The organism is Sporosarcina jiandibaonis (assembly GCF_013184495.1).
In the GTDB taxonomy this organism is placed as follows: Bacteria; Bacillota; Bacilli; order Bacillales_A; family Planococcaceae; genus Sporosarcina; species Sporosarcina jiandibaonis.
Genome location: NZ_JAAOIY010000001.1, coordinates 686,471 through 704,121 on the forward strand (window position 1 = coordinate 686,471; position 17,651 = coordinate 704,121).

The window sequence follows — 17,651 nt, forward strand, 5'->3', positions numbered from 1 at the left end:
GAATAGCATGCAAAACTTAAAAGGTAAAACAGCTTTAATTACTGGAGCCGGAAGAGGAATCGGACGAGCAACAGCAATTGCGTTTGCTAAAGAAGGCATCAACCTAGGACTCGTTGGCAGAACCTCCGCAAACTTGGAGAAGGTCGTTAAAGAACTCGAAGAATACGATATCGAAGTGACAATGGCTACGGCTGACGTTTCGGATAACGAGTCTGTCATCGCTGCGGTTGATCACATAAAATCTGAACTTGGATCGATTGATATTTTGATTAATAATGCGGGAATTGGAAAGTTCGCTAAATTTCTTGAACAATCCCCCGAGGACTTCAAAAATATGATTGATGTAAACTTGATGGGCACCTATTATGTAACAAGAGCTGTGCTTCCGGACATGATTGAACAAAGTTCAGGCGATATTATTAATATTTCATCGACTGCTGGAGAAAGAGGCGGCGCAGTTACGAGCGCATACAGTGCATCAAAATTTGGTCTACTAGGACTTTCGGAATCCCTTATGCAAGAAGTTAGAAAGTATAATATTCGCGTTACTGCACTGACACCAAGTACGGTTGCCACTGATTTAGCATTTTCTGAAAATCTTACAGACGGTAATCCAGAAAACGTCATGCAGCCGGAGGATCTTGCAGAATTGATGGTCGCACAGTTAAAACTGCATCCGCGTGTTTTCATTAAATCTGCTGGTTTATGGTCAACAAATCCTTAATTAGTCGTTGAAAGAATTACATTCCCCACTACGTAACGATAAATAAATTTTATGCTTCATCAATCCATAAAAAAATCATGGCGGACAATGACGTCCTGCCATGATTTTTTTTATACTTATTAATAATAAGGAGAAATCAAAATGTAAACGAGCACGCCCGTAAGGCTAACATACAGCCAAATCGGCATTGTCCAACGCGCGATTTTCCGGTGACGTTCGTTTTCCATATTCCATGCACGAGCCACACTCGTTAATGCAAGTGGAACAATTGCAGCTGCAAGGATAATATGCGTAATTAATATGAAGTAATAAAATCCTGCGATAAATCCTTCACCGCCAAAAGGTGTTGATGGCGATAAGTAATGGAACATAACATAAGAAATTAAGAAAAGAAACGTTGTAATAAAAGCCGCGTAGATAAATCGACGGTGTACAGTTACATTTTTCTTTAATATCGCAATCAGTGCACAAACTAAAAATAAGAATGTAAAGGTATTAAATATTGCATTCATCAGCGGTAGAATTGTAACATCAAACGCATTAAAATCCTCAGCCCCCGGCATTCCCGATAAAACACCAATAGCTCCTATTAATATGATTGAAAGAGTAATAATTAACGGTCTATAATTACGCTTTTTATTCATAAATAATTTCACTCCTCTTTCTCTGACCCTATTAAGAAAGTTTATCACAATTGCTCGATTACTGCCGTTTTACATAGAAAGTTCGAAAACCTGTCAATTCTTTTACTTGTCCCAGATGAATATGCTAAGCATAAACAATGATTTATTTGCACAGTTTAATGGAACGAAGTAAATAGTTTCGAGAAAGGAGGATCGCGATGAATATCTACTCTAAAATAGACATTAATCACATTGTTCTATCGCTTATACTATTAGCTTTTTTAGATTCATTGTTCACTGATATCGGCATACGACAAAATTATATTACAGAAGCCAATCCGATTATGAAGAACATCTACGATACAAGTGTGTTTGGATTTTACGCCCTGAAAATTAGTCTCCCATTATTTCTCCTATCATTATTATCCAAAATAAAACCAAAAAAGTATCTAAAGGTATTACTTAGCTCTGCAGTCACCCTTTATACCGTTGTACTTTTCCTCCATTTTTTCTGGATTTCATTGGCAATTATTACTTAACCAATAAAGCGTATTGAATATATAATTTGGGGAATAAATACGGAAATAACAACCGGAGGATATTATGAAAAAAACAATCCTACTTTCCGTATTATATATTGGTTTTGTTGTACTTTCTCTTGAATTTATTACGAAACCGGCCCCTGTGAATGAACTACAACGACCGACTATGGTTACGACACATAACGAAAGTCCAAATTTGCTCGATGAAATTCGAACCTATGCCAATAAGAATAATACTGAACCCATCGACGCGAGACTTGATCGGATTTGGAAAGCAATTCCCGGTTATAATGGACTAACGATTGATGTGGAAGAAAGCTATCTCGCAATGTGGACAAACAACGAGTTTGATGCCGAAAAACTTGTTTATAATGAAGTTCCACCGAAAGTTCATTTAACAGACTTGCCTCCATCTCCAATCTATAGAGGCAATCCGGAAAAGCCTATGGTGACATTACTTATCAACGTTGCTTGGGGGAACGAATTCATTCCACAAATATTAAAAACATTGGATGAGCATAAAGTAAAAGCAACATTCTTTTTTGACGGCAGCTGGGTAAAAAAGAACCCTGACTTGGCAAAGAAAATCTTTAATGAAAATCACGAAATCGGAAACCACGCATACAGCCATCCTGACCTTAAACATAAATCTCCAAAAGAAACGGAGATTGAGTTATCAAAGACCAATGACGTAATTAAAGAAACGCTCGGGATTAAACCGAAATGGTTCGCCCCGCCCAGCGGCAGTTTCAAACAAGAAACAATTACAGTAGCGCGCAAACTCGATATGCTAACCATTCTGTGGACGGCTGACACGGTTGATTGGAGAAATCCTTCAACATCAGAAATGGTGAAGCGCGTCACTTCCCAGGTTGAAAACGGGACGATGATTTTAATGCATCCGACTAGACCCACGGCAGAAGGCTTGGATAGTATGATTCGGGATATTAAAGAAAAAGGTTATGTTCTTGGCACAGTTTCTGAAATGATGAGCGAGGAACGAATCGCCCCCCAGTAAATGATAAAACCCTAGAAGCTGAAAATTTCAGTTTCTAGGGTTTTCCCTCTTCTAATTATTTAATGCCTTTTTAAACACTTTCGCCAACTCAAGCATTCCAAATTTCCCTGCAACTATTTCTGCATCGGCGTTATAATTTGTATTCGTATTCACATCATAAGTGAATATTTCCCCTTTATCATTACGAATAAATTCGATGCCCGCGACTTTAATATTGTTCTCTTTTAGAAATTGCTCATACTTTTTAATGATCGGGTCGTTAAAACCTTCAATGATTTCAAATTTTGGCTGCACTTCTGCCTGGTTTGATTCCCCAGTTGGGCAAAAGAGGTCATCGATTTGACAGGCATCCGCAGGACAAAGTTCAAATCCTTCGGAGGTATCGACTTTTACCGCATACAAGAATTTTCCATCGATAAATTCGCACCGAGTAATAAATGGCTTTGGCGCTTGTATGTATTGCTGGATCAATGTAATGCCATCAACAGGGTCTTCAAAGGTTTGACCTTCGACGTACTCAGTCAATGCTTCTAAAGAATGAAATAATCGAACGCCTAACCCCTTACCTGCGCGGTTATGCTTTGTAATAAAGGACCCTTCTCCAAGTTCCTCAGCAGCTTTGAAAATATTTTTCTTACCAACTGCCGCAATCGTTTTTGGTGTCTGAATCCCAGCTGCGTTTAGCGCTGTGTATTGAAGTACTTTGCTCAACTCAAGCCGCAAAGCGTTACTGCCATTAAAGACTACTCGGTTATGATGTTCTAACCAAGCCAAGGTTGCAGAAGCAAGTTCCGGCGCAAATCGATGCCCGCGAGTGTGGGAAGATGCGCTCATCCGGTTGTAAAAAATCCCTTCACGAGGTTCCTCCGTTAAATTGACAATGCCCTGATCAAGATGCCATTCTTCATAAGGGACTTCAAGTTCCTCAAGTCGTTTCGTTAAATGCGTTGTCCATTCACTGTTTTCGTGAATGATATATATTTTACTCATTGAAAGTACCTCCTTTTATTGTGTGATCAATTGCCGTTTTCTTTCTACCAAAGGCATAACCTCTCTCGAAAAACGTTCCATCTCTTCAAGTTGAGGAGAAAACTGCAATAATAATAAATCCACGCCAACTTGTTCAAATTCTATAATTCGTTCTGCAATTTGTTCAGGCGTTCCGATTAAGTTGGGCCTTAACCCCCGATTGGAAACGGAGTAGTCGTACAACTTTACCTGCTGCTCGAGTTCGGAGTTCCCCGTGAAATCTTTATAACCTGCATAGCCACTGGATTCTCTGATAGTGGTAATTCTGGCGAGTTCCTCTTGAACTTCCTCTTCCGTATCACGGCATACAACATAAGCGGCCAACCCGAACGAACGGAACGGTTCTTTCCCGGTATCCAATCGCAACTTTTTCATATCATCAATTTTTGTTTGCACTTCTTCAACTGTCCCGCCGTGCATAACATAGGCATCGCACGACTCAACAATCGTCTCCTTTCCCCGTTTACTTTCGCCCCCCGCATACAAAACTGGGTTGGGACGTTGAACAGGTTTAGGATGCATGCGTGCATTTTCTATGGTGTAATACTTTCCTTCATAACTAAAGACTTCTTCAGTCCAAAGACCTTTCATGACATGTAAGAATTCCGCAGTTCGTTCATAACGTTCGTCATGCTCAGTAAAATTCCCGCCATATTGTTTTGCTTCTTCTTCCCACCAAGCCGAAACGACATTTAACGTAAAACGACCATTGCTTATATGATCGATGTTTGCCGCCATTTTCGCTGTCACCGCAGGATTATGAAACGCCGGCCTCACAGCAGCCATAATTTCAATTTTATCAGTCACAGCCGCAAGCGCAGCAGCTGTCGACCAAGCTTCTAAACTATCACTTTCTGGACCTTTAATATCATTTAAATATAACTCAGCTATTAAAGTAGCATCAAAGCCTAGTCTTTCACCTGCTTTTATTACTTTTTTCGCATATTCGAATGTTGGAGGCATTTGTTCTTTCTCCACATTCCGTAACCATCCTCCAAAAATAGGTAACCAAAATCCAAACTTCATCTGTCATCCAGCTCCTTTTGGAATAATAAAAAACCTCTTCGATAAGAAGAAGTTATCCAACCTTCATCTCATCTTCCGGTACATTACATTCCGTTGGGTTTAGCACCTGATTGCAATCTGCAAACGGTTGCCGGGTTTCATAGGGCCAATCCCTCCACCGCTCTTGATAAGAATACATTCATTATTAATCCTATATGATAACTAGGGATTAAGTCAACAGTTAGTGGTAAACAAAAAAACACTAGTCTCTTTGGAATAACAAGAAATTAGTGTTTAATGCAACCACTTGGTTTATTTGTTGAGGTTATGCAAATCAAAATCCAATAACAAAACCCGCCAAACATATACGCCGCGACGTCGTAAGGATCCGAGATGCTATAAAAAATATATAGTGGAGTAATATACTCCCAAAACATGCCGCAAAAAAAGAGGAAAAAGAGGATTCGCGGTAATCTAATTAGCAATAACCTGCTTTGATTTCCAATAATCGAAAGTGCATTAACAATCCCGACGATAAGTATTCCAGCAAGTACATCATTTAAGTAGTTATTACCAAATGACCAATTAAGTAAATCGCGCATGAAAAATTTATTTAAGAGATACAATAAAGATACTCCAAATCCACTCCATATACTTAGTCGAAAAAGGCTGCTCGTTGTGAATTTCATTAAACTTCCTTAAAAAACCGAAATAATGAGGATGGCTACGACAACAGCCCCTACAATACCCCAGAATGTAATTCCATTATTTTTTTCTTTATTACTCCCAAACGGATGGCCGCATTTCGGACAAAATTCGGCTTGTGTAGACACGTTGTTTTCGCATGACGGACACGGTCTTAAACTCATATAATTACCCCTTTTCTTTTTATAGGATTAAATTACGATAGCTATACTTCGTTCTCAAAATTTTATCAAACTTCGTTCCAAAAACGGTTTGATAAAATTGAATTGCATTTTTATAATTAGTGACGCCAATTGCAACAAGATTTGTTAATTGGAAGTCGGCATCAATTAGTATAACAAATAATAGATTCGCCATCTAAATACTTCACATATTCTTCACTGCAAGCATTATTTACTATTTTACGTTTAAATCTCAATTTAGTTTCATCATTTTAACCATACTAAAAAATATTAGCAACCAAAGGGTGAAGTTACGGGTATTAGAATTTTATCTGTCAAAACTAACAAAAAAAGATGAGTAAAAGTATATTAATACTTTCACTCACCTTGTTTTTATAAAGCAGATGTTAATGTCAAATGATGCAGCGTAATTTCTGGTCGACTACCAAAACGGATATTAACACCCGTCTGTCCTAGCCCTTCACTAATATAAAATGGTTTTCCCTTGTGTTTATGCAATCCTTTTATCATATTTAAGCGTACCAATTTACCCATTTTCACAAGATGATATGGTTTCGGCCAATGAATTTGTCCACCGTGAAAATGGCCTGAAAGTAAATAATCATATGAAACATTTTCCATATTAAGCACGATGTTCGGATCATGGGTGAGCACCAAATTATAACCATTCTTAATTCCTTCAAAAGACTTATCGATATTACTTCGATTCGTACTAAAATCATCAATTCCAATAATGTTTACTCGTTCTCCATTAATCGAAAGAACATCATTTTCATTGATCATCGTTTTACAGCCATTATCCTCTAAAAGCTGCTTTAGTTTAGTGAATTCCGGATGTTGTAAAACATAGTCATGGTTTCCAAACACTGCATAAGTTCCGTGTTTTGGATTTAATTTATTTAACACTTTTAGATAAGGTAACAGTTTAGGAATACTACGTTTACGGTCTAAAAAATCACCTGTTAAAGCGATTAAATCAATGTGTTGATTCTTTAGAATAGAATAAAGATGTGAAGGTGAAACAGATATATTTTCAAGATGCATATCGGAAATGTGTAATACACGAAACGGTTCCTCATCTACCTGTGTATTCGCATTTGAATTATTAATAAACACATTGTTAACTAAAACCTGCTTGGTATTTTGATAACCTTTATAAAATACAATGGACAGGATAGTTACAATGAAAATTGTAAATAACAGAAACATGTAAATCCCCTCCTTATACTATAATAGTACAGAAGAGGGGATATTTTAAGCTGTAATTTATGGGTATTCTACCAGTTCGTTATTCTTAAGAATTTCAAGGAGAGCTTTACGCTATATCCTTTTCAAATGCACCATATTTTTCACATAAGGAGTCCTTTGACATAAATAAATATTGAGGAGTACGCACCTTTTTCCTCTTGGAAGAGGGGGTAGAAATTGAAAGTATGTGGATCGGGTAAAGAGAAATCTGTTTAAACCATGTATACGAACGACTGGAAAATGAAAACGATTCAAACCCTAAACGTTTATACCCTTTATCGATCATTGTAATACCAATGAGCCCTTTTATTTGATCATTATTTTTATGATGAAGTAGAAAAAAAGCTAGTCCAGGTAAAGATTCTTGCACTTTTTTATAAAGGAATAATGTCTTTTTAATATTATCATCAATTCGTTGCATTTCCTGCAGTATACGGACATTGTGCAGATGAATCTTAATTAGAAGGTCATTTTTCTTTATTAATGTGCCGTCTGAAAGTACAACTTGACGACCTTTGTATCGTGTTAAACGAACACGAAAAACATTAGTATCCCCATAAATCTGTTCCAAACACTGTAATCGAGTACAGAAAAAGTAAACCGTGTCAAAAATGGCCCAAACTTGGATTAGACGATATTTCATACTCAACATTTCTCCTTGTCCGCATAATTTTGAAGTCATATCTCTTTTAGATTAACCATTCCCCTCAAAATTATTAATACGTTTATTAATGAATGGAATAATAATCGAAGGACATGCTATGCCAAAAAAGACAGGTGGATGCATGATGAAACGAATATTATTTATGCCATTTTTGCAAATATCATCTGGACATCACCAAGTTGCAAATGCAATAATGGATTCTCTTGATGAAATGAGTGACGGATTCGAGTGTGAGAAAATTGATATTCTATCCTATAGCTACGGGAATATCGAGACTTTAACTTCCAGCATCTACATAAAATGGATTGAACTTTTTCCAAGCTTATATAGCCGACTATACAAACAATCTGCAATAAAATTTAAAAATGAAAAAAAACGGTTTTATTTATACGAATGGCTATTTCTATATTGGATGGAAAAGCTAATTAAAGAAAAGAATCCCCAACTTATCATTTGCACGCATGCATTACCTTCATATTTATTGAATCATTTAAAAAAGCAAGGAAAAATATCGATCCCAGTCATTAATGTCTATACTGATTATTTCATTAATGAAATATGGGGAATAGATTTTATCGATTATCATTTCGTTCCAAATAAAGAAATCAAAATAAATTTGATTGGACGCGGAGTCAAACCTGACCATGTTCTTGTAACCGGAATTCCAATCCATGAGCAATTCAAGGAGTCTGTCAAAGTCAAAAAGTCAGAAGGTCTATATTCGGTATTGCTATCAGGCGGAAATCTTGGTACTGGTCTAATGAAAAACTTTATTAAAACACTCCAACCTTCGGGGAAAATAAATTATATTGTGCTTTGCGGAAAGAATGATAAGTTATATAACTGGATTAACCAAATGGATTTTCCATTCATTCATGCGGTTCCATATATATCATCAAAAAAAGATATGAATGCGTTATACGATAAGGTTGACGCGATTATTACGAAGCCTGGAGGAGTGACGGTAAGCGAATGTTTATACAAAAAAATTCCAATCTTTATTTATCATGAGTTACCCGGACAGGAGGAAGTAAATTTACAGAATTTGAAAAACTGGGGGCTTGTCTATCACTTGGATGATTGGCAGAAATCCCCTCAATTTGAGGAGAAAATAGTAACTATATTACAATGCGAGGAACAGAAAATGAAGTTAGAACAACAACTGCACTCATATCATCAACAATTAACAAAAGAAAGTATTGCTGTCTTAATTGAAAAAACTTTAAACTGACAATGGCACGAAATAATTTCGGTTCTAAAAAAAGCTTCTCTACTTTCCACCTTAAACCTGATGTGTGATTTCTATAAAAAAGCAAAAAATGTCAGACACTCCATTATTTAGAGGTCTGACATTAACCTATTTCTTCGCTTTATGAACTTTTAATTTTTTCCCTTTAACCGTTTTGGTTTTCATCTCACCCAAAACTAATTTCCCTTTACCGTTTAAAATATCAATATAGGTCACAGTGTCTTGGATTTTAATGATGCCGATGTCTTCAGCGGAAATGCCTGGAATACTTGTAATTGTACCTACAAAGTCGAAAGCACGTAGCTTTTTCTTCTTTCCGCCGTTGAAATACAACTTCATAATATCTTGGTTCACTAACTCGCTTTTATCTCTTTTTATATCGGGCAGGCTTTCCAGTTTTTTGGTGAATGCATGCATCGCTTCATTAACGTATTGCCGCGACGGTGCTTTTCTTCTAGGAATTTCGAATCCGATATAGTCCTCGATTTCAGCAAGGAACTTATCCTCGTTAGGCGTAGCGAACGTAATCGCCTTCCCTTTTTTTCCGGCACGTCCGGTTCTGCCCACTCTGTGCACGTAACTTTCATTTTCAAGGGGAAGATCATAGTTAATGACATGCGTAATGCTATCGATATCAATTCCTCGGGCCGCCACGTCGGTCGCAACTAAATAGCGAAATTCTCCTCGCTTAAATTCATCCATGACTGCAAACCGGTCCTCTTGCATCATGCCACCGTGAAGTTTATCGCATGTGTAATGCAGTTTTTCGAGTTGCGTCGTCAGTTCATCGACCCGGTCCTTCGTTCTGCAAAATAATATACAGCTATCCGGATTCTCAACGATTGTTACATCACGCAATAGATCAAACTTTTTCTGTTCTTCAACAATAAATAGGGAGTGATCGATATTATCGGTCAATGTGACTGTCGACATTATTTCGATATGTTTTGGATTTTTTAAATAGTTTTGGCTTAGTTTTTCAACATTTTCCGGAAGTGTCGCGGAAAAAAACATCGTCATTCTGTTTTTTGGCACTCTGTTAATAATTGATTCGACTTGATCGATAAAGCCCATATTCAACATTTCGTCGGCTTCATCGAGAACTAAACATTTTACTTGATCGAGCACAAGCGTCCCTTTCTCTATATGGTCAAAAACACGACCGGGCGTTCCGACTACAACATGGCATTTTTGTCTGAGCTCTTCTTTTTGATAATTAAATGGATGTTTTCCGTAAACCGCGGCTGCACGAACCCGTTTGAAACGACCAATATTCGTAATGTCATTCTTTACTTGATCTGCAAGTTCACGCGTGGGCGTCAAAATTAAGGCTTGCGGTTTGTTTTCTTCCCATTCGACCATTTCACAAATAGGAATTCCAAATGCTGCTGTCTTTCCGCTTCCCGTCTGTGATTTAACGACTAAATCTCTTCTTTCAAGCGCGGCAGGCACTACTTTTTCTTGTACTTCTGTAGGTTTTGTAAACCCAAGTTTATCCAACGCTCGAATAATTTCAGTGCTTAATCGGTAATCTTTAAATGTCATTCTATTTCTAACCAACCTTTCATTCTTCATATATTATCCCACATCCGGGAGTTAGAGAAAAGGAATCAAGGAGTTTCATGTACTATTGTTCCCCATCCAATCCTTTTCCCATCCCTTTCAAGAAATGCAATCCGAATTTAACAGCGCGGTTGACGTCAGGATCTTTTAATGACTTTATCAAATCAAATATACCAATTGTTTCGTTGTTTCCATCATATAATTCCGCTTCATTTAGGCCGTTTTTTACACTTGCAGCTAGTTTTTCGGTTACATCTGGACTTATGGCTGTCAACATACCAGATGCATTTATTACATGGTTGATCAAATTTGCAATAGGTTCGCGGGATACTTGACCAACAGCAATTTCAGCGATTTCGTCTTTTGCTTTAACCATTGCTTTCACCGCATCGAGCACGCCGGCGTCATCCAACCCGCCAGTTATTTCAAGAATTTTATTAATTGCTTGTTCTTGTTTGGTGAGCAATAATTGCAGTTCTAATAGTTTCTCGCTTTGAATCTCTTCCGCTGTTAATTCTTTCAGCTTAATAGAAGTAATCGGTGCTGCCATAGAACATCACCCCTCATTATTTGTCGTTAAGTGGATATATCCAGGTTTCGCCCATTTTCTCTCGACTTCAATCCCCGGCTTAGGATTTCGTTTTTTATTTCGATGGTTTGATTTTGGCAATGGAGATTCCCCGTCTAGTTGAATGACTTCCATCCGTACCATCGTCTGTTTAAATGCAGGTGTATTTGTACGTTCGTCAACTGCTGGCCCGGTCAAGAAGTTAATGGCCGACTCTTTTTCCACTGAATTCATCGGTAAAAAAAGTTCGTTTTCTTTAACTCGATCTGTTACAAGCGCAGGTAGTCGGAGTGCGCCGTACGGCGAAACTAAGCGAACAATGGATCCACTTTGTACTCCGCGCTCTTTTGCCAGTTTCGGTGAAACTTCCACGAAAATCTCCGGCACCTTCGATTGGATTCCGTCTGATTTATTCGTTAGATTCCCTTCATGGAAATGTTCAAGCAGACGACCGTTATTAATATGGAGGTCATATTCTATAGGAAACTCGACCGGTGCCACCCAATCCGATAATGCAAAGCGCGCTTTTTTATCTGGGAAATTAAACCCGTCTATATAGAGTAGCGGAGTACTTGAACCATCTAAACTTCCCCATAAAAAACTATTCCAGCCTTCCATCACGCTATAATCCGCTTGGCTAAAGAGCGGCGATAAGCTTGCCATTTCCGCAAATATTTCACTTGGGTGACTGTAGTTCCAATCCGCACCGAGTCGATTGGCAATTTCTTGGACAATCCACCAGTCCGCTCTTCCCTGCCCCAATTCAGGAAGCGCTTTATATAATCGTTGCACACGTCTTTCCGTATTCGTAAATGTTCCGTCCTTTTCAAGCGATGGAACCGCCGGCAATATCACATCTGCATATTGCGCTGTTCTTGAAAAGAAAATATCTTGAACAACGAGAAACTCCAATTTCGATAGCATATCATGGACATAATTCGCATTCGAATCGACAAGCGCCATATCTTCCCCGACAATATACATCGCTTTCATGGTATCGTTCTCTACCGCTTGAAGCATTTGAATATTATCGAGTCCCGGTTTATTATCTATTTTGACGCCATATGCTTTCTCGAACTTCCGACGAGCTTTTTCATCCGTCACATGCTGATAACCTGGCAGCCATCCCGGAAGAGAGCCCATATCACAGGCGCCTTGCACATTATTATGCCCGCGAAGCGGATAGGCCCCAGCACCCGGACGACGATAATTCCCAGTAGCGAGAAGCAAGTTCGAAATCGCCGCGGATGTATCCGAACCGCCCGTATTTTGCGTCACGCCCATTCCCCATAAAATGCACGTGCCATCCGCTTGATGAATCATTTGGGCCGTCTTGATAAGCTGGGTTTTCGACACGCCGGTAATTTTTTCAGCGTAATCAAGTGTGTACTTCTCCAGTACGGCTTTAAACTCATCAAATGAATGAACATTTTCACTTATAAACTTTTCGTCATGCCATCCTTGGTCAATCAAGTATTTGGTAACTGCCATAAGCCACACTTGGTCAGTCCCTTGTTTCGGGCTTATAAAAATATTCGAACGCTCGGCCATTTCATGTTTCCGTAAATCCGCGACAATCAATTTCTGGCCATGTAATTTATTCGCGCGTTTCACTCGTGTAGCTAAAACGGGATGACCTTCTGCCGGGTTGGCGCCGATAATAATGACGAGACCCGCTTTCGAAATATCTTTAATCGTTCCAGCATCTCCTCCCATTCCTACTGTACGGAATAGCCCATCTGTCGCAGGAGATTGGCAGTAGCGCGAACAATTATCAACATTATTCGTTTCGAATACTTGGCGTGCAAGTTTTTGAACAACATAATTTTCCTCATTCGTAATCTTCGAAGATGAGATGATGCCGACCCCATCTTTGCCATTCTCTTTTTTAATTTCGCCAAGCCTTAAAGCAACCAGGTCCAGCGCTTCTTCCCATGTCGCTTCAACAAAAGAGTCGCCTTGTCGAATCAACGGGGTTGTCAACCGTTCCTCGCTATTAACGAAATCCCATCCGAACTTCCCCTTCACGCAAGTGGAAATCGCATTTACTGGCGCATCTGAAACGGGCTGGATTTTTAAAATCTTGCGGTCTTTCGTCCATACTTCAAACGTACAACCGACCCCGCAAAATGTGCAAACCGTTTTCGTCTTTTTAGTTCTTGTTTCACGCATTGCCGCTTCTGCTTCAGAAACCGCCATAATCCCGCTATAACCGGGCTCAACATCTTTCACTAAGTCAATTAACGGCGACATAATTTCTTCTTTCATCCCAGTCATAAATCCAGCTTCACCGAGCATCGACTTCTCCATTAATGCGTTACAAGGACAGACCGTAACGCAATGGCCGCAACCGACACAGGACGAATCATTGATTTTCGCCCCGTTATCCCATAAAACAATCGGGCGATCCCTCTCCCAATCCATCGTTAATGTTTCGTTCACTTGCAAGTTTTGGCAAGCTTCCACACATTGGCCGCAAGCAATGCACTGATTCGGATCATAGCGATAAAATGGATGTGTAAAATCGACACTGTCCTCTGTGCACTTTGGTTCATAAGGATATTTTTGATGTTCGATTTTCATCAAGTCCACCGTGTTGTGTATTTTGCAGTTGCCATTATTGTTGTCGCATACAGTACAATAGAGTAAATGATTTTCGAGAATCCGATCCATCGCTTCTGTTTGCGCTTCTTTCGCCCCTGGGGAAGAAAGTGAGATGTTCATTCCCGAAACGGCTTTAGTTGAACAAGCGCGCAGTAGACTACCATCTACCTCGACAATACATGTGTCGCAAGTTTCAATCGGATCTACTTCCGGCAAATAACAAATTTGCGGGTGTTCAATTTTAAATGCATTAATCACTTGAAGTATTGTCATTCCATCTTGAAAGTTAAAATTCTCCCCATCGATATTAATAGACAATGAATGCGCCTCCCTTTATACAAAGAATCAGCTTTACTATAATTGTAGTTGATACTTTTAGAATAAACAATGTATTCTAGTATTATAGATAAATAGATAGGTGCCTGAAACCGATGAGGGGGATGTCAGTGAAAAAAATTCAAAAACGAAATATTTTGCGCTTTTCACAAGGAATGTTCCAACAAAAAGAAGACAATGTCGCTATAGAGCACCCCGTTACGATAAAAATTAACGAGAAAGAATTTATGACGATCGTTTGCACACCCGAATATATCGAAGACATGGTTATCGGCTTCTTGGCTTCCGAAAGAGTAATCGGTAAATATGATGAAATTAAAGAGATATGGGTGCAAGAAGAGCTGGGATATGTTCACATAAAAACAGACAAACTCTATCCTTTTTATGAGAAATTACAAAGCAAACGCTATATCACCTCATGTTGCGGAATGAGCCGGCAAGGATTTGTTTTCGCAAATGATGCACTCACGGCCAAAAAAATGACCGAGACTCGCGTCACTTTGACAGCCAATGAATGCTTTTCATTAATGGCGCAAATGGAGAATTCCGCAAAAACTTTTCAACATACGGGCGGTGTCCATAATGCTGCATTATGTGATCGAAATGGCATTGTCTTAGCAAGAATGGATATCGGGCGCCATAACGCGTTGGATAAAATTTATGGGCATTGTTTGAAAAACAACATTCCCGTTGGCGATAAAGTGATTGTGTTTAGCGGCCGAATTTCTTCTGAAATCCTATTGAAAGTCGCTAAGATCGGATGCGAAGTGGTGCTTTCGAAATCGGCCCCTACTGAACTCGCATTACAACTCGCCGAGGATTTAGGTATCACAACGGTAGGATTTATCAGAGACGGCTATTTCAACTTATATACGCACCCAGAACGAATTATAATTTAGGCAGCATGTTAATGAACACTTATTTAAATCCTTTAATTTTATAAATACAAAAAGCATCGTTTGACACGATGCTTTTTTCTATATCCCACTTAAAAACTCAATCCAAAACTTGAACCCTGATCACATCCGATACCGAAATCCGTGTTGTTTCAAATGATGTTTCAAGCAAAAGTTGTCTTAAGCGAAAATCGATTTCACTAATAACCCCTTCAAAAGTGATGACCTTTCCGTCCTTCCAGGTTTGTATGTTTACCGGACTACCACTTTGGAGGCTGCGTTCAATTTCTTCTTGTATTAAGAGCAGCTCCCAATCATCAAATTCCGGCTTCTCGTCATAGTCATCTTCGGCCATCCACTCCCTTAACGCTTCTACATGTTCGGGCAACATCATGGCTGTCCATTTCTTCGTTCCGCGGTCACGAATATTTTTGTACATTAAATCACCATGCTTTCAGTTTGGATCACAGGAACTAGCGCAAGCACATTATCGACTTTAAAAGTTCTGGTTGATTTTCGCAAATAGCAGTAGGCTCGAAAGGTTCCCTCTTCGATTTGGATAACATTAACCCTTCGCTTACTAATCGCACCGTTATTTGCAATATAAATCATGTCCAGTGACTCACCATACTTCATCGAATTAATCAGCTTCACACGCACGGGTGTTCCCTCCTTTTCTTCATTATACGGAATGTACGTTCGCATTGCAACTAAAAAAAGTATATGATTGATGGAAACAAAAGCTGAATGCCTTTCACATGCAGATAGAAAATAGTATAATTGGCTTTGCTTATAACAGGCTTTGGTATACAACTTAGAGAGGTGAAGTGAATGTCCCGTCAGCAACAAGATGCCAATGATTCAACAAATAAAGGACAGAGAAAGTTTCTGGAGATATTAGGCGACACCATCGTCCCTAACCAATTGTTACTTGCGATTATTTTAAGTGTCACCATCAGTTTAGGTGGTTATAATATCGGTCTTCGTATTTTTCCGGCAATTGCCAGTGAAAATATGGTTGCTTCTTATTCCTTGCTTCTTGGAATTGCAGGCACAGTATTAGCTCTAGCGTTATGTTCAATAATCTTCAAGCCTAAACGCATACTGCTAGAAGAAGAAACTTCAAATGAAAGCATGAGGGATGTTTTTGAGGATTTACAATTGGATCCCCGTGAAGAATTGAAATTGATCGAAAATGATCCGATTGTAAAAAAAGAATTAAAAGACCTCGGTGTGTTAAAGCACTTCGAAGCACTAGGCGGTGAAGATAAAAAATGAGTTTGCTTATGACCGCCATATTATTCGCCTTTATAGGCGCAATTGTTTTTTCATTGATCGGATTGATTTCCGGAACGGATGAAACAGCGGTAATGGTTCCATTGACTTTATTAGTCGTCTTATTAGGTGCTCCGCCAGCAGCAATTTTCTCGTTTTTCATGGCTGCAGTATTAGCGAAACACTTAACCCACGCTGTTCCTACTGCGTTAATGGGGATTCCCGGTGACACTACGGCAGTTCCGTTAATTGACCATGCAAACACTTTAAGAAGAATGGGCATGCCTCATATTGCATTAAGAAAAATGCTCTCCGGCGGGATTATAGGTGCTTTTATCGCACTGCCAACAGCTGTATTATTAGGGCAATTTCTAGGACAGTTTGCTGATTTCTTTAAATCATCTGCTGGAATCATCTTTACAATCGCTGCCGTGTTAATCGCTTTCTTTTCTCAAGGTAGATGGGTAAGCGTATTAATGATCATTCCTTTTGCATTTTTCATTAAAAGCTTAGACATGATTAGCTTCAGCATATTAGACAAGCATTTGGCAATCAGTTTCTTCTTAGGAATTGCGATCGGCCCCATGTTTTCCGATATACTAATCGCCACTTCATCTAGCGCAAGACGAGCAATCGAAAAAAATGAACCAAAAAAGTATCAATTGGCCCCGGAAACAAATATGTGGAAAGGTTTTTTCCCGAATCCATTGAAGATATTATCAGGAGAACAAAAACTTTTCACAGCGATCACTACATTCATTTCATCATTGACGTTTGTTTTTAGTCCTGTTGGAATGACTTCCCTTATGGGCGAAATTGTCGGTTCTCGAACAAAAGGTGCATATAAAAAATCAACGACTAGCTTAGCTGTTATGAATGGTGTTACGGAATCTACATATATTGCGGAAACAATCATTCCATTAATCGCTTTCGGAATTCCGTTAAGTCCCGTTGCATTGGGCCCGGCTTCCCCGTTATTTAATGCGCCGCCCGTATTTACGATAGACCCGGTCAACAACTTGCATACTTATTTAACCTCTTGGGAGTTTTTCCTGTACGGCGCAATCGGTCTTATCGTGGCTGCATTAATTGCCTACCCGTTTACAATGAACTATGCACGAAAAGCTTCGGTCTTGGTTATGAAATTTATTAGTCAGGAAGCAATTGTCGCGATGTTCATCGGGTTAGCCTGTCTCTTGGCTTTCCACGAAGGACAAGTCGTCGGGATTGTATTAACATTTACCGTAGCCGCGGTTGGAGGCTTGTTAAATCGAATTTTAGGCATCGGCGCAGGCGTGCAATTTATGGTGTTTTACGCGTCAGCATGGATTATGTTAACGATGTTCGGAATCTAATTACAAGGCCTTCCATTTCAACTAACCCAAGATTACTGGTAAACTGTAGGTTACTCGTAAAGGAG

General features: G+C 39.1%; 20 protein-coding genes and 1 riboswitch. Of the genes, 7 read left to right on the forward strand and 13 right to left on the reverse strand.

The genetic code is table 11. From position 1 onward, the window contains the following. The first annotated feature begins 7 nt into the window (after window positions 1–7). Complete coding sequence (locus G8782_RS03490) at window positions 8–724, forward strand: 3-ketoacyl-ACP reductase (protein ID WP_172369508.1); 717 nt, start codon at window positions 8–10, stop codon at window positions 722–724. A 119-nt stretch (window positions 725–843) separates the two neighbouring features. Here G8782_RS03490 and G8782_RS03495 read toward each other — a convergent pair whose 3' ends face one another. Continuing rightward, window positions 844–1,368 (reverse strand): DUF420 domain-containing protein, encoded by a 525-nt coding sequence (locus G8782_RS03495; RefSeq protein ID WP_172369509.1) that lies wholly within the window; start codon window positions 1,366–1,368, stop codon window positions 844–846. 197 nt (window positions 1,369–1,565) lie between these two features. Between G8782_RS03495 and G8782_RS03500 the strand changes: the two genes are divergently transcribed. Both G8782_RS03500 and G8782_RS03505 read left to right on the forward strand, forming a co-directional pair. Further along, window positions 1,566–1,886 carry a DUF5658 family protein gene (locus tag G8782_RS03500; RefSeq protein WP_172369510.1) on the forward strand — a complete coding sequence of 107 codons (321 nt, stop codon included), beginning with the start codon at window positions 1,566–1,568 and terminating at the stop codon, window positions 1,884–1,886. A 61-nt stretch (window positions 1,887–1,947) separates the two neighbouring features. Next, window positions 1,948–2,907: a polysaccharide deacetylase family protein gene (locus G8782_RS03505; protein WP_425505477.1), complete on the forward strand. Its 960-nt coding sequence runs from the start codon at window positions 1,948–1,950 to the stop codon at window positions 2,905–2,907. Between the two features lie 51 nt (window positions 2,908–2,958). Here G8782_RS03505 and G8782_RS03510 read toward each other — a convergent pair whose 3' ends face one another. From G8782_RS03510 to G8782_RS03540, 7 genes are all read right to left on the reverse strand, one after another. Continuing rightward, a complete protein-coding gene (locus G8782_RS03510) occupies window positions 2,959–3,897 on the reverse strand; it encodes an ATP-grasp domain-containing protein (RefSeq protein WP_172369512.1) in 939 nt (312 codons plus the stop codon). A gap of 15 nt (window positions 3,898–3,912) precedes the next feature. Next, a complete protein-coding gene (locus G8782_RS03515) occupies window positions 3,913–4,962 on the reverse strand; it encodes an LLM class flavin-dependent oxidoreductase (RefSeq protein ID WP_172369513.1) in 1,050 nt (349 codons plus the stop codon). Between the two features lie 65 nt (window positions 4,963–5,027). After that, window positions 5,028–5,135, reverse strand: a riboswitch (SAM riboswitch). A 93-nt stretch (window positions 5,136–5,228) separates the two neighbouring features. Further along, window positions 5,229–5,567 carry a hypothetical protein gene (locus G8782_RS03520; RefSeq protein ID WP_172369514.1) on the reverse strand — a complete coding sequence of 113 codons (339 nt, stop codon included), beginning with the start codon at window positions 5,565–5,567 and terminating at the stop codon, window positions 5,229–5,231. Window positions 5,568–5,639: 72 nt separating this feature from the next. Further along, window positions 5,640–5,810: a zinc ribbon domain-containing protein gene (locus G8782_RS03525; RefSeq protein ID WP_172369515.1), complete on the reverse strand. Its 171-nt coding sequence runs from the start codon at window positions 5,808–5,810 to the stop codon at window positions 5,640–5,642. 19 nt (window positions 5,811–5,829) lie between these two features. Further along, on the reverse strand, window positions 5,830–6,003 hold the full coding sequence (locus G8782_RS03530; RefSeq protein ID WP_172369516.1) for a hypothetical protein: 174 nt from the start codon (window positions 6,001–6,003) through the stop codon (window positions 5,830–5,832). Window positions 6,004–6,200: 197 nt separating this feature from the next. After that, a complete protein-coding gene (locus G8782_RS03535; RefSeq protein WP_172369517.1) occupies window positions 6,201–7,037 on the reverse strand; it encodes a metallophosphoesterase in 837 nt (278 codons plus the stop codon). Between the two features lie 106 nt (window positions 7,038–7,143). Further along, complete coding sequence (locus tag G8782_RS03540; protein WP_172369518.1) at window positions 7,144–7,719, reverse strand: YkoP family protein; 576 nt, start codon at window positions 7,717–7,719, stop codon at window positions 7,144–7,146. A 118-nt stretch (window positions 7,720–7,837) separates the two neighbouring features. On the opposite strand from G8782_RS03540, the gene G8782_RS03545 reads away from it, so the two are divergent. Further along, the gene (locus G8782_RS03545; RefSeq protein ID WP_172369519.1) at window positions 7,838–8,971 is read left to right on the forward strand and encodes an MGDG synthase family glycosyltransferase; all 1,134 of its coding nucleotides are present in this window, start codon (window positions 7,838–7,840) and stop codon (window positions 8,969–8,971) included. 126 nt (window positions 8,972–9,097) lie between these two features. Here G8782_RS03545 and G8782_RS03550 read toward each other — a convergent pair whose 3' ends face one another. Genes G8782_RS03550 through fdhF form a run of 3 tightly spaced genes read right to left on the reverse strand, consistent with a single transcriptional unit; the run spans window position 9,098 to window position 14,042 of the window. Further along, window positions 9,098–10,564 (reverse strand): DEAD/DEAH box helicase, encoded by a 1,467-nt coding sequence (locus G8782_RS03550; RefSeq protein ID WP_172369520.1) that lies wholly within the window; start codon window positions 10,562–10,564, stop codon window positions 9,098–9,100. Window positions 10,565–10,616: 52 nt separating this feature from the next. After that, a complete protein-coding gene (locus G8782_RS03555) occupies window positions 10,617–11,102 on the reverse strand; it encodes a helical membrane plugin domain-containing protein (protein ID WP_172369521.1) in 486 nt (161 codons plus the stop codon). A 6-nt stretch (window positions 11,103–11,108) separates the two neighbouring features. Next, window positions 11,109–14,042 (reverse strand): formate dehydrogenase subunit alpha, encoded by a 2,934-nt coding sequence (gene fdhF, locus G8782_RS03560; protein ID WP_172369522.1) that lies wholly within the window; start codon window positions 14,040–14,042, stop codon window positions 11,109–11,111. A gap of 128 nt (window positions 14,043–14,170) precedes the next feature. Between fdhF and fdhD the strand changes: the two genes are divergently transcribed. Beyond that, the gene (gene fdhD / locus G8782_RS03565) at window positions 14,171–14,959 is read left to right on the forward strand and encodes a formate dehydrogenase accessory sulfurtransferase FdhD (RefSeq protein ID WP_172369523.1); all 789 of its coding nucleotides are present in this window, start codon (window positions 14,171–14,173) and stop codon (window positions 14,957–14,959) included. 97 nt (window positions 14,960–15,056) lie between these two features. On the opposite strand, the gene G8782_RS03570 is transcribed toward fdhD, so the two are convergent. Next, complete coding sequence (locus G8782_RS03570; RefSeq protein WP_172369524.1) at window positions 15,057–15,395, reverse strand: YolD-like family protein; 339 nt, start codon at window positions 15,393–15,395, stop codon at window positions 15,057–15,059. Further along, complete coding sequence (locus G8782_RS03575; protein ID WP_172369525.1) at window positions 15,395–15,616, reverse strand: transcriptional regulator; 222 nt, start codon at window positions 15,614–15,616, stop codon at window positions 15,395–15,397. The genes G8782_RS03570 and G8782_RS03575 overlap by 1 nt, the downstream gene beginning before the upstream one ends. A gap of 171 nt (window positions 15,617–15,787) precedes the next feature. Here G8782_RS03575 and G8782_RS03580 point away from each other — a divergent pair, with 171 nt between their 5' ends. Both G8782_RS03580 and G8782_RS03585 read left to right on the forward strand, forming a co-directional pair. After that, a complete protein-coding gene (locus tag G8782_RS03580) occupies window positions 15,788–16,234 on the forward strand; it encodes a hypothetical protein (RefSeq protein WP_172369526.1) in 447 nt (148 codons plus the stop codon). Next, a complete protein-coding gene (locus G8782_RS03585) occupies window positions 16,231–17,586 on the forward strand; it encodes a tripartite tricarboxylate transporter permease (RefSeq protein WP_172369527.1) in 1,356 nt (451 codons plus the stop codon). Before G8782_RS03580 ends, G8782_RS03585 begins: the two co-directional genes overlap by 4 nt. Window positions 17,587–17,651 lie beyond the last annotated feature (65 nt).

Bases quoted from the DNA above. Each gene is read 5' to 3' on its own strand.
- G8782_RS03490 (WP_172369508.1), top strand. From the start codon at position 8: ATGCAAAACTTAAAAGGTAAAACAGCTTTAATTACTGGAGCCGGAAGA.
- G8782_RS03495 (WP_172369509.1), bottom strand. From the start codon at position 1,368: ATGAATAAAAAGCGTAATTATAGACCGTTAATTATTACTCTTTCAATC.
- G8782_RS03500 (WP_172369510.1), top strand. From the start codon at position 1,566: ATGAATATCTACTCTAAAATAGACATTAATCACATTGTTCTATCGCTT.
- G8782_RS03510 (WP_172369512.1), bottom strand. From the start codon at position 3,897: ATGAGTAAAATATATATCATTCACGAAAACAGTGAATGGACAACGCAT.
- G8782_RS03515 (WP_172369513.1), bottom strand. From the start codon at position 4,962: ATGAAGTTTGGATTTTGGTTACCTATTTTTGGAGGATGGTTACGGAAT.
- G8782_RS03525 (WP_172369515.1), bottom strand. From the start codon at position 5,810: ATGAGTTTAAGACCGTGTCCGTCATGCGAAAACAACGTGTCTACACAA.
- G8782_RS03530 (WP_172369516.1), bottom strand. From the start codon at position 6,003: ATGGCGAATCTATTATTTGTTATACTAATTGATGCCGACTTCCAATTA.
- G8782_RS03535 (WP_172369517.1), bottom strand. From the start codon at position 7,037: ATGTTTCTGTTATTTACAATTTTCATTGTAACTATCCTGTCCATTGTA.
- G8782_RS03540 (WP_172369518.1), bottom strand. From the start codon at position 7,719: ATGAAATATCGTCTAATCCAAGTTTGGGCCATTTTTGACACGGTTTAC.
- G8782_RS03545 (WP_172369519.1), top strand. From the start codon at position 7,838: ATGCCAAAAAAGACAGGTGGATGCATGATGAAACGAATATTATTTATG.
- G8782_RS03550 (WP_172369520.1), bottom strand. From the start codon at position 10,564: ATGAAGAATGAAAGGTTGGTTAGAAATAGAATGACATTTAAAGATTAC.
- G8782_RS03555 (WP_172369521.1), bottom strand. From the start codon at position 11,102: ATGGCAGCACCGATTACTTCTATTAAGCTGAAAGAATTAACAGCGGAA.
- G8782_RS03570 (WP_172369524.1), bottom strand. From the start codon at position 15,395: ATGTACAAAAATATTCGTGACCGCGGAACGAAGAAATGGACAGCCATG.
- G8782_RS03580 (WP_172369526.1), top strand. From the start codon at position 15,788: ATGTCCCGTCAGCAACAAGATGCCAATGATTCAACAAATAAAGGACAG.
- G8782_RS03585 (WP_172369527.1), top strand. From the start codon at position 16,231: ATGAGTTTGCTTATGACCGCCATATTATTCGCCTTTATAGGCGCAATT.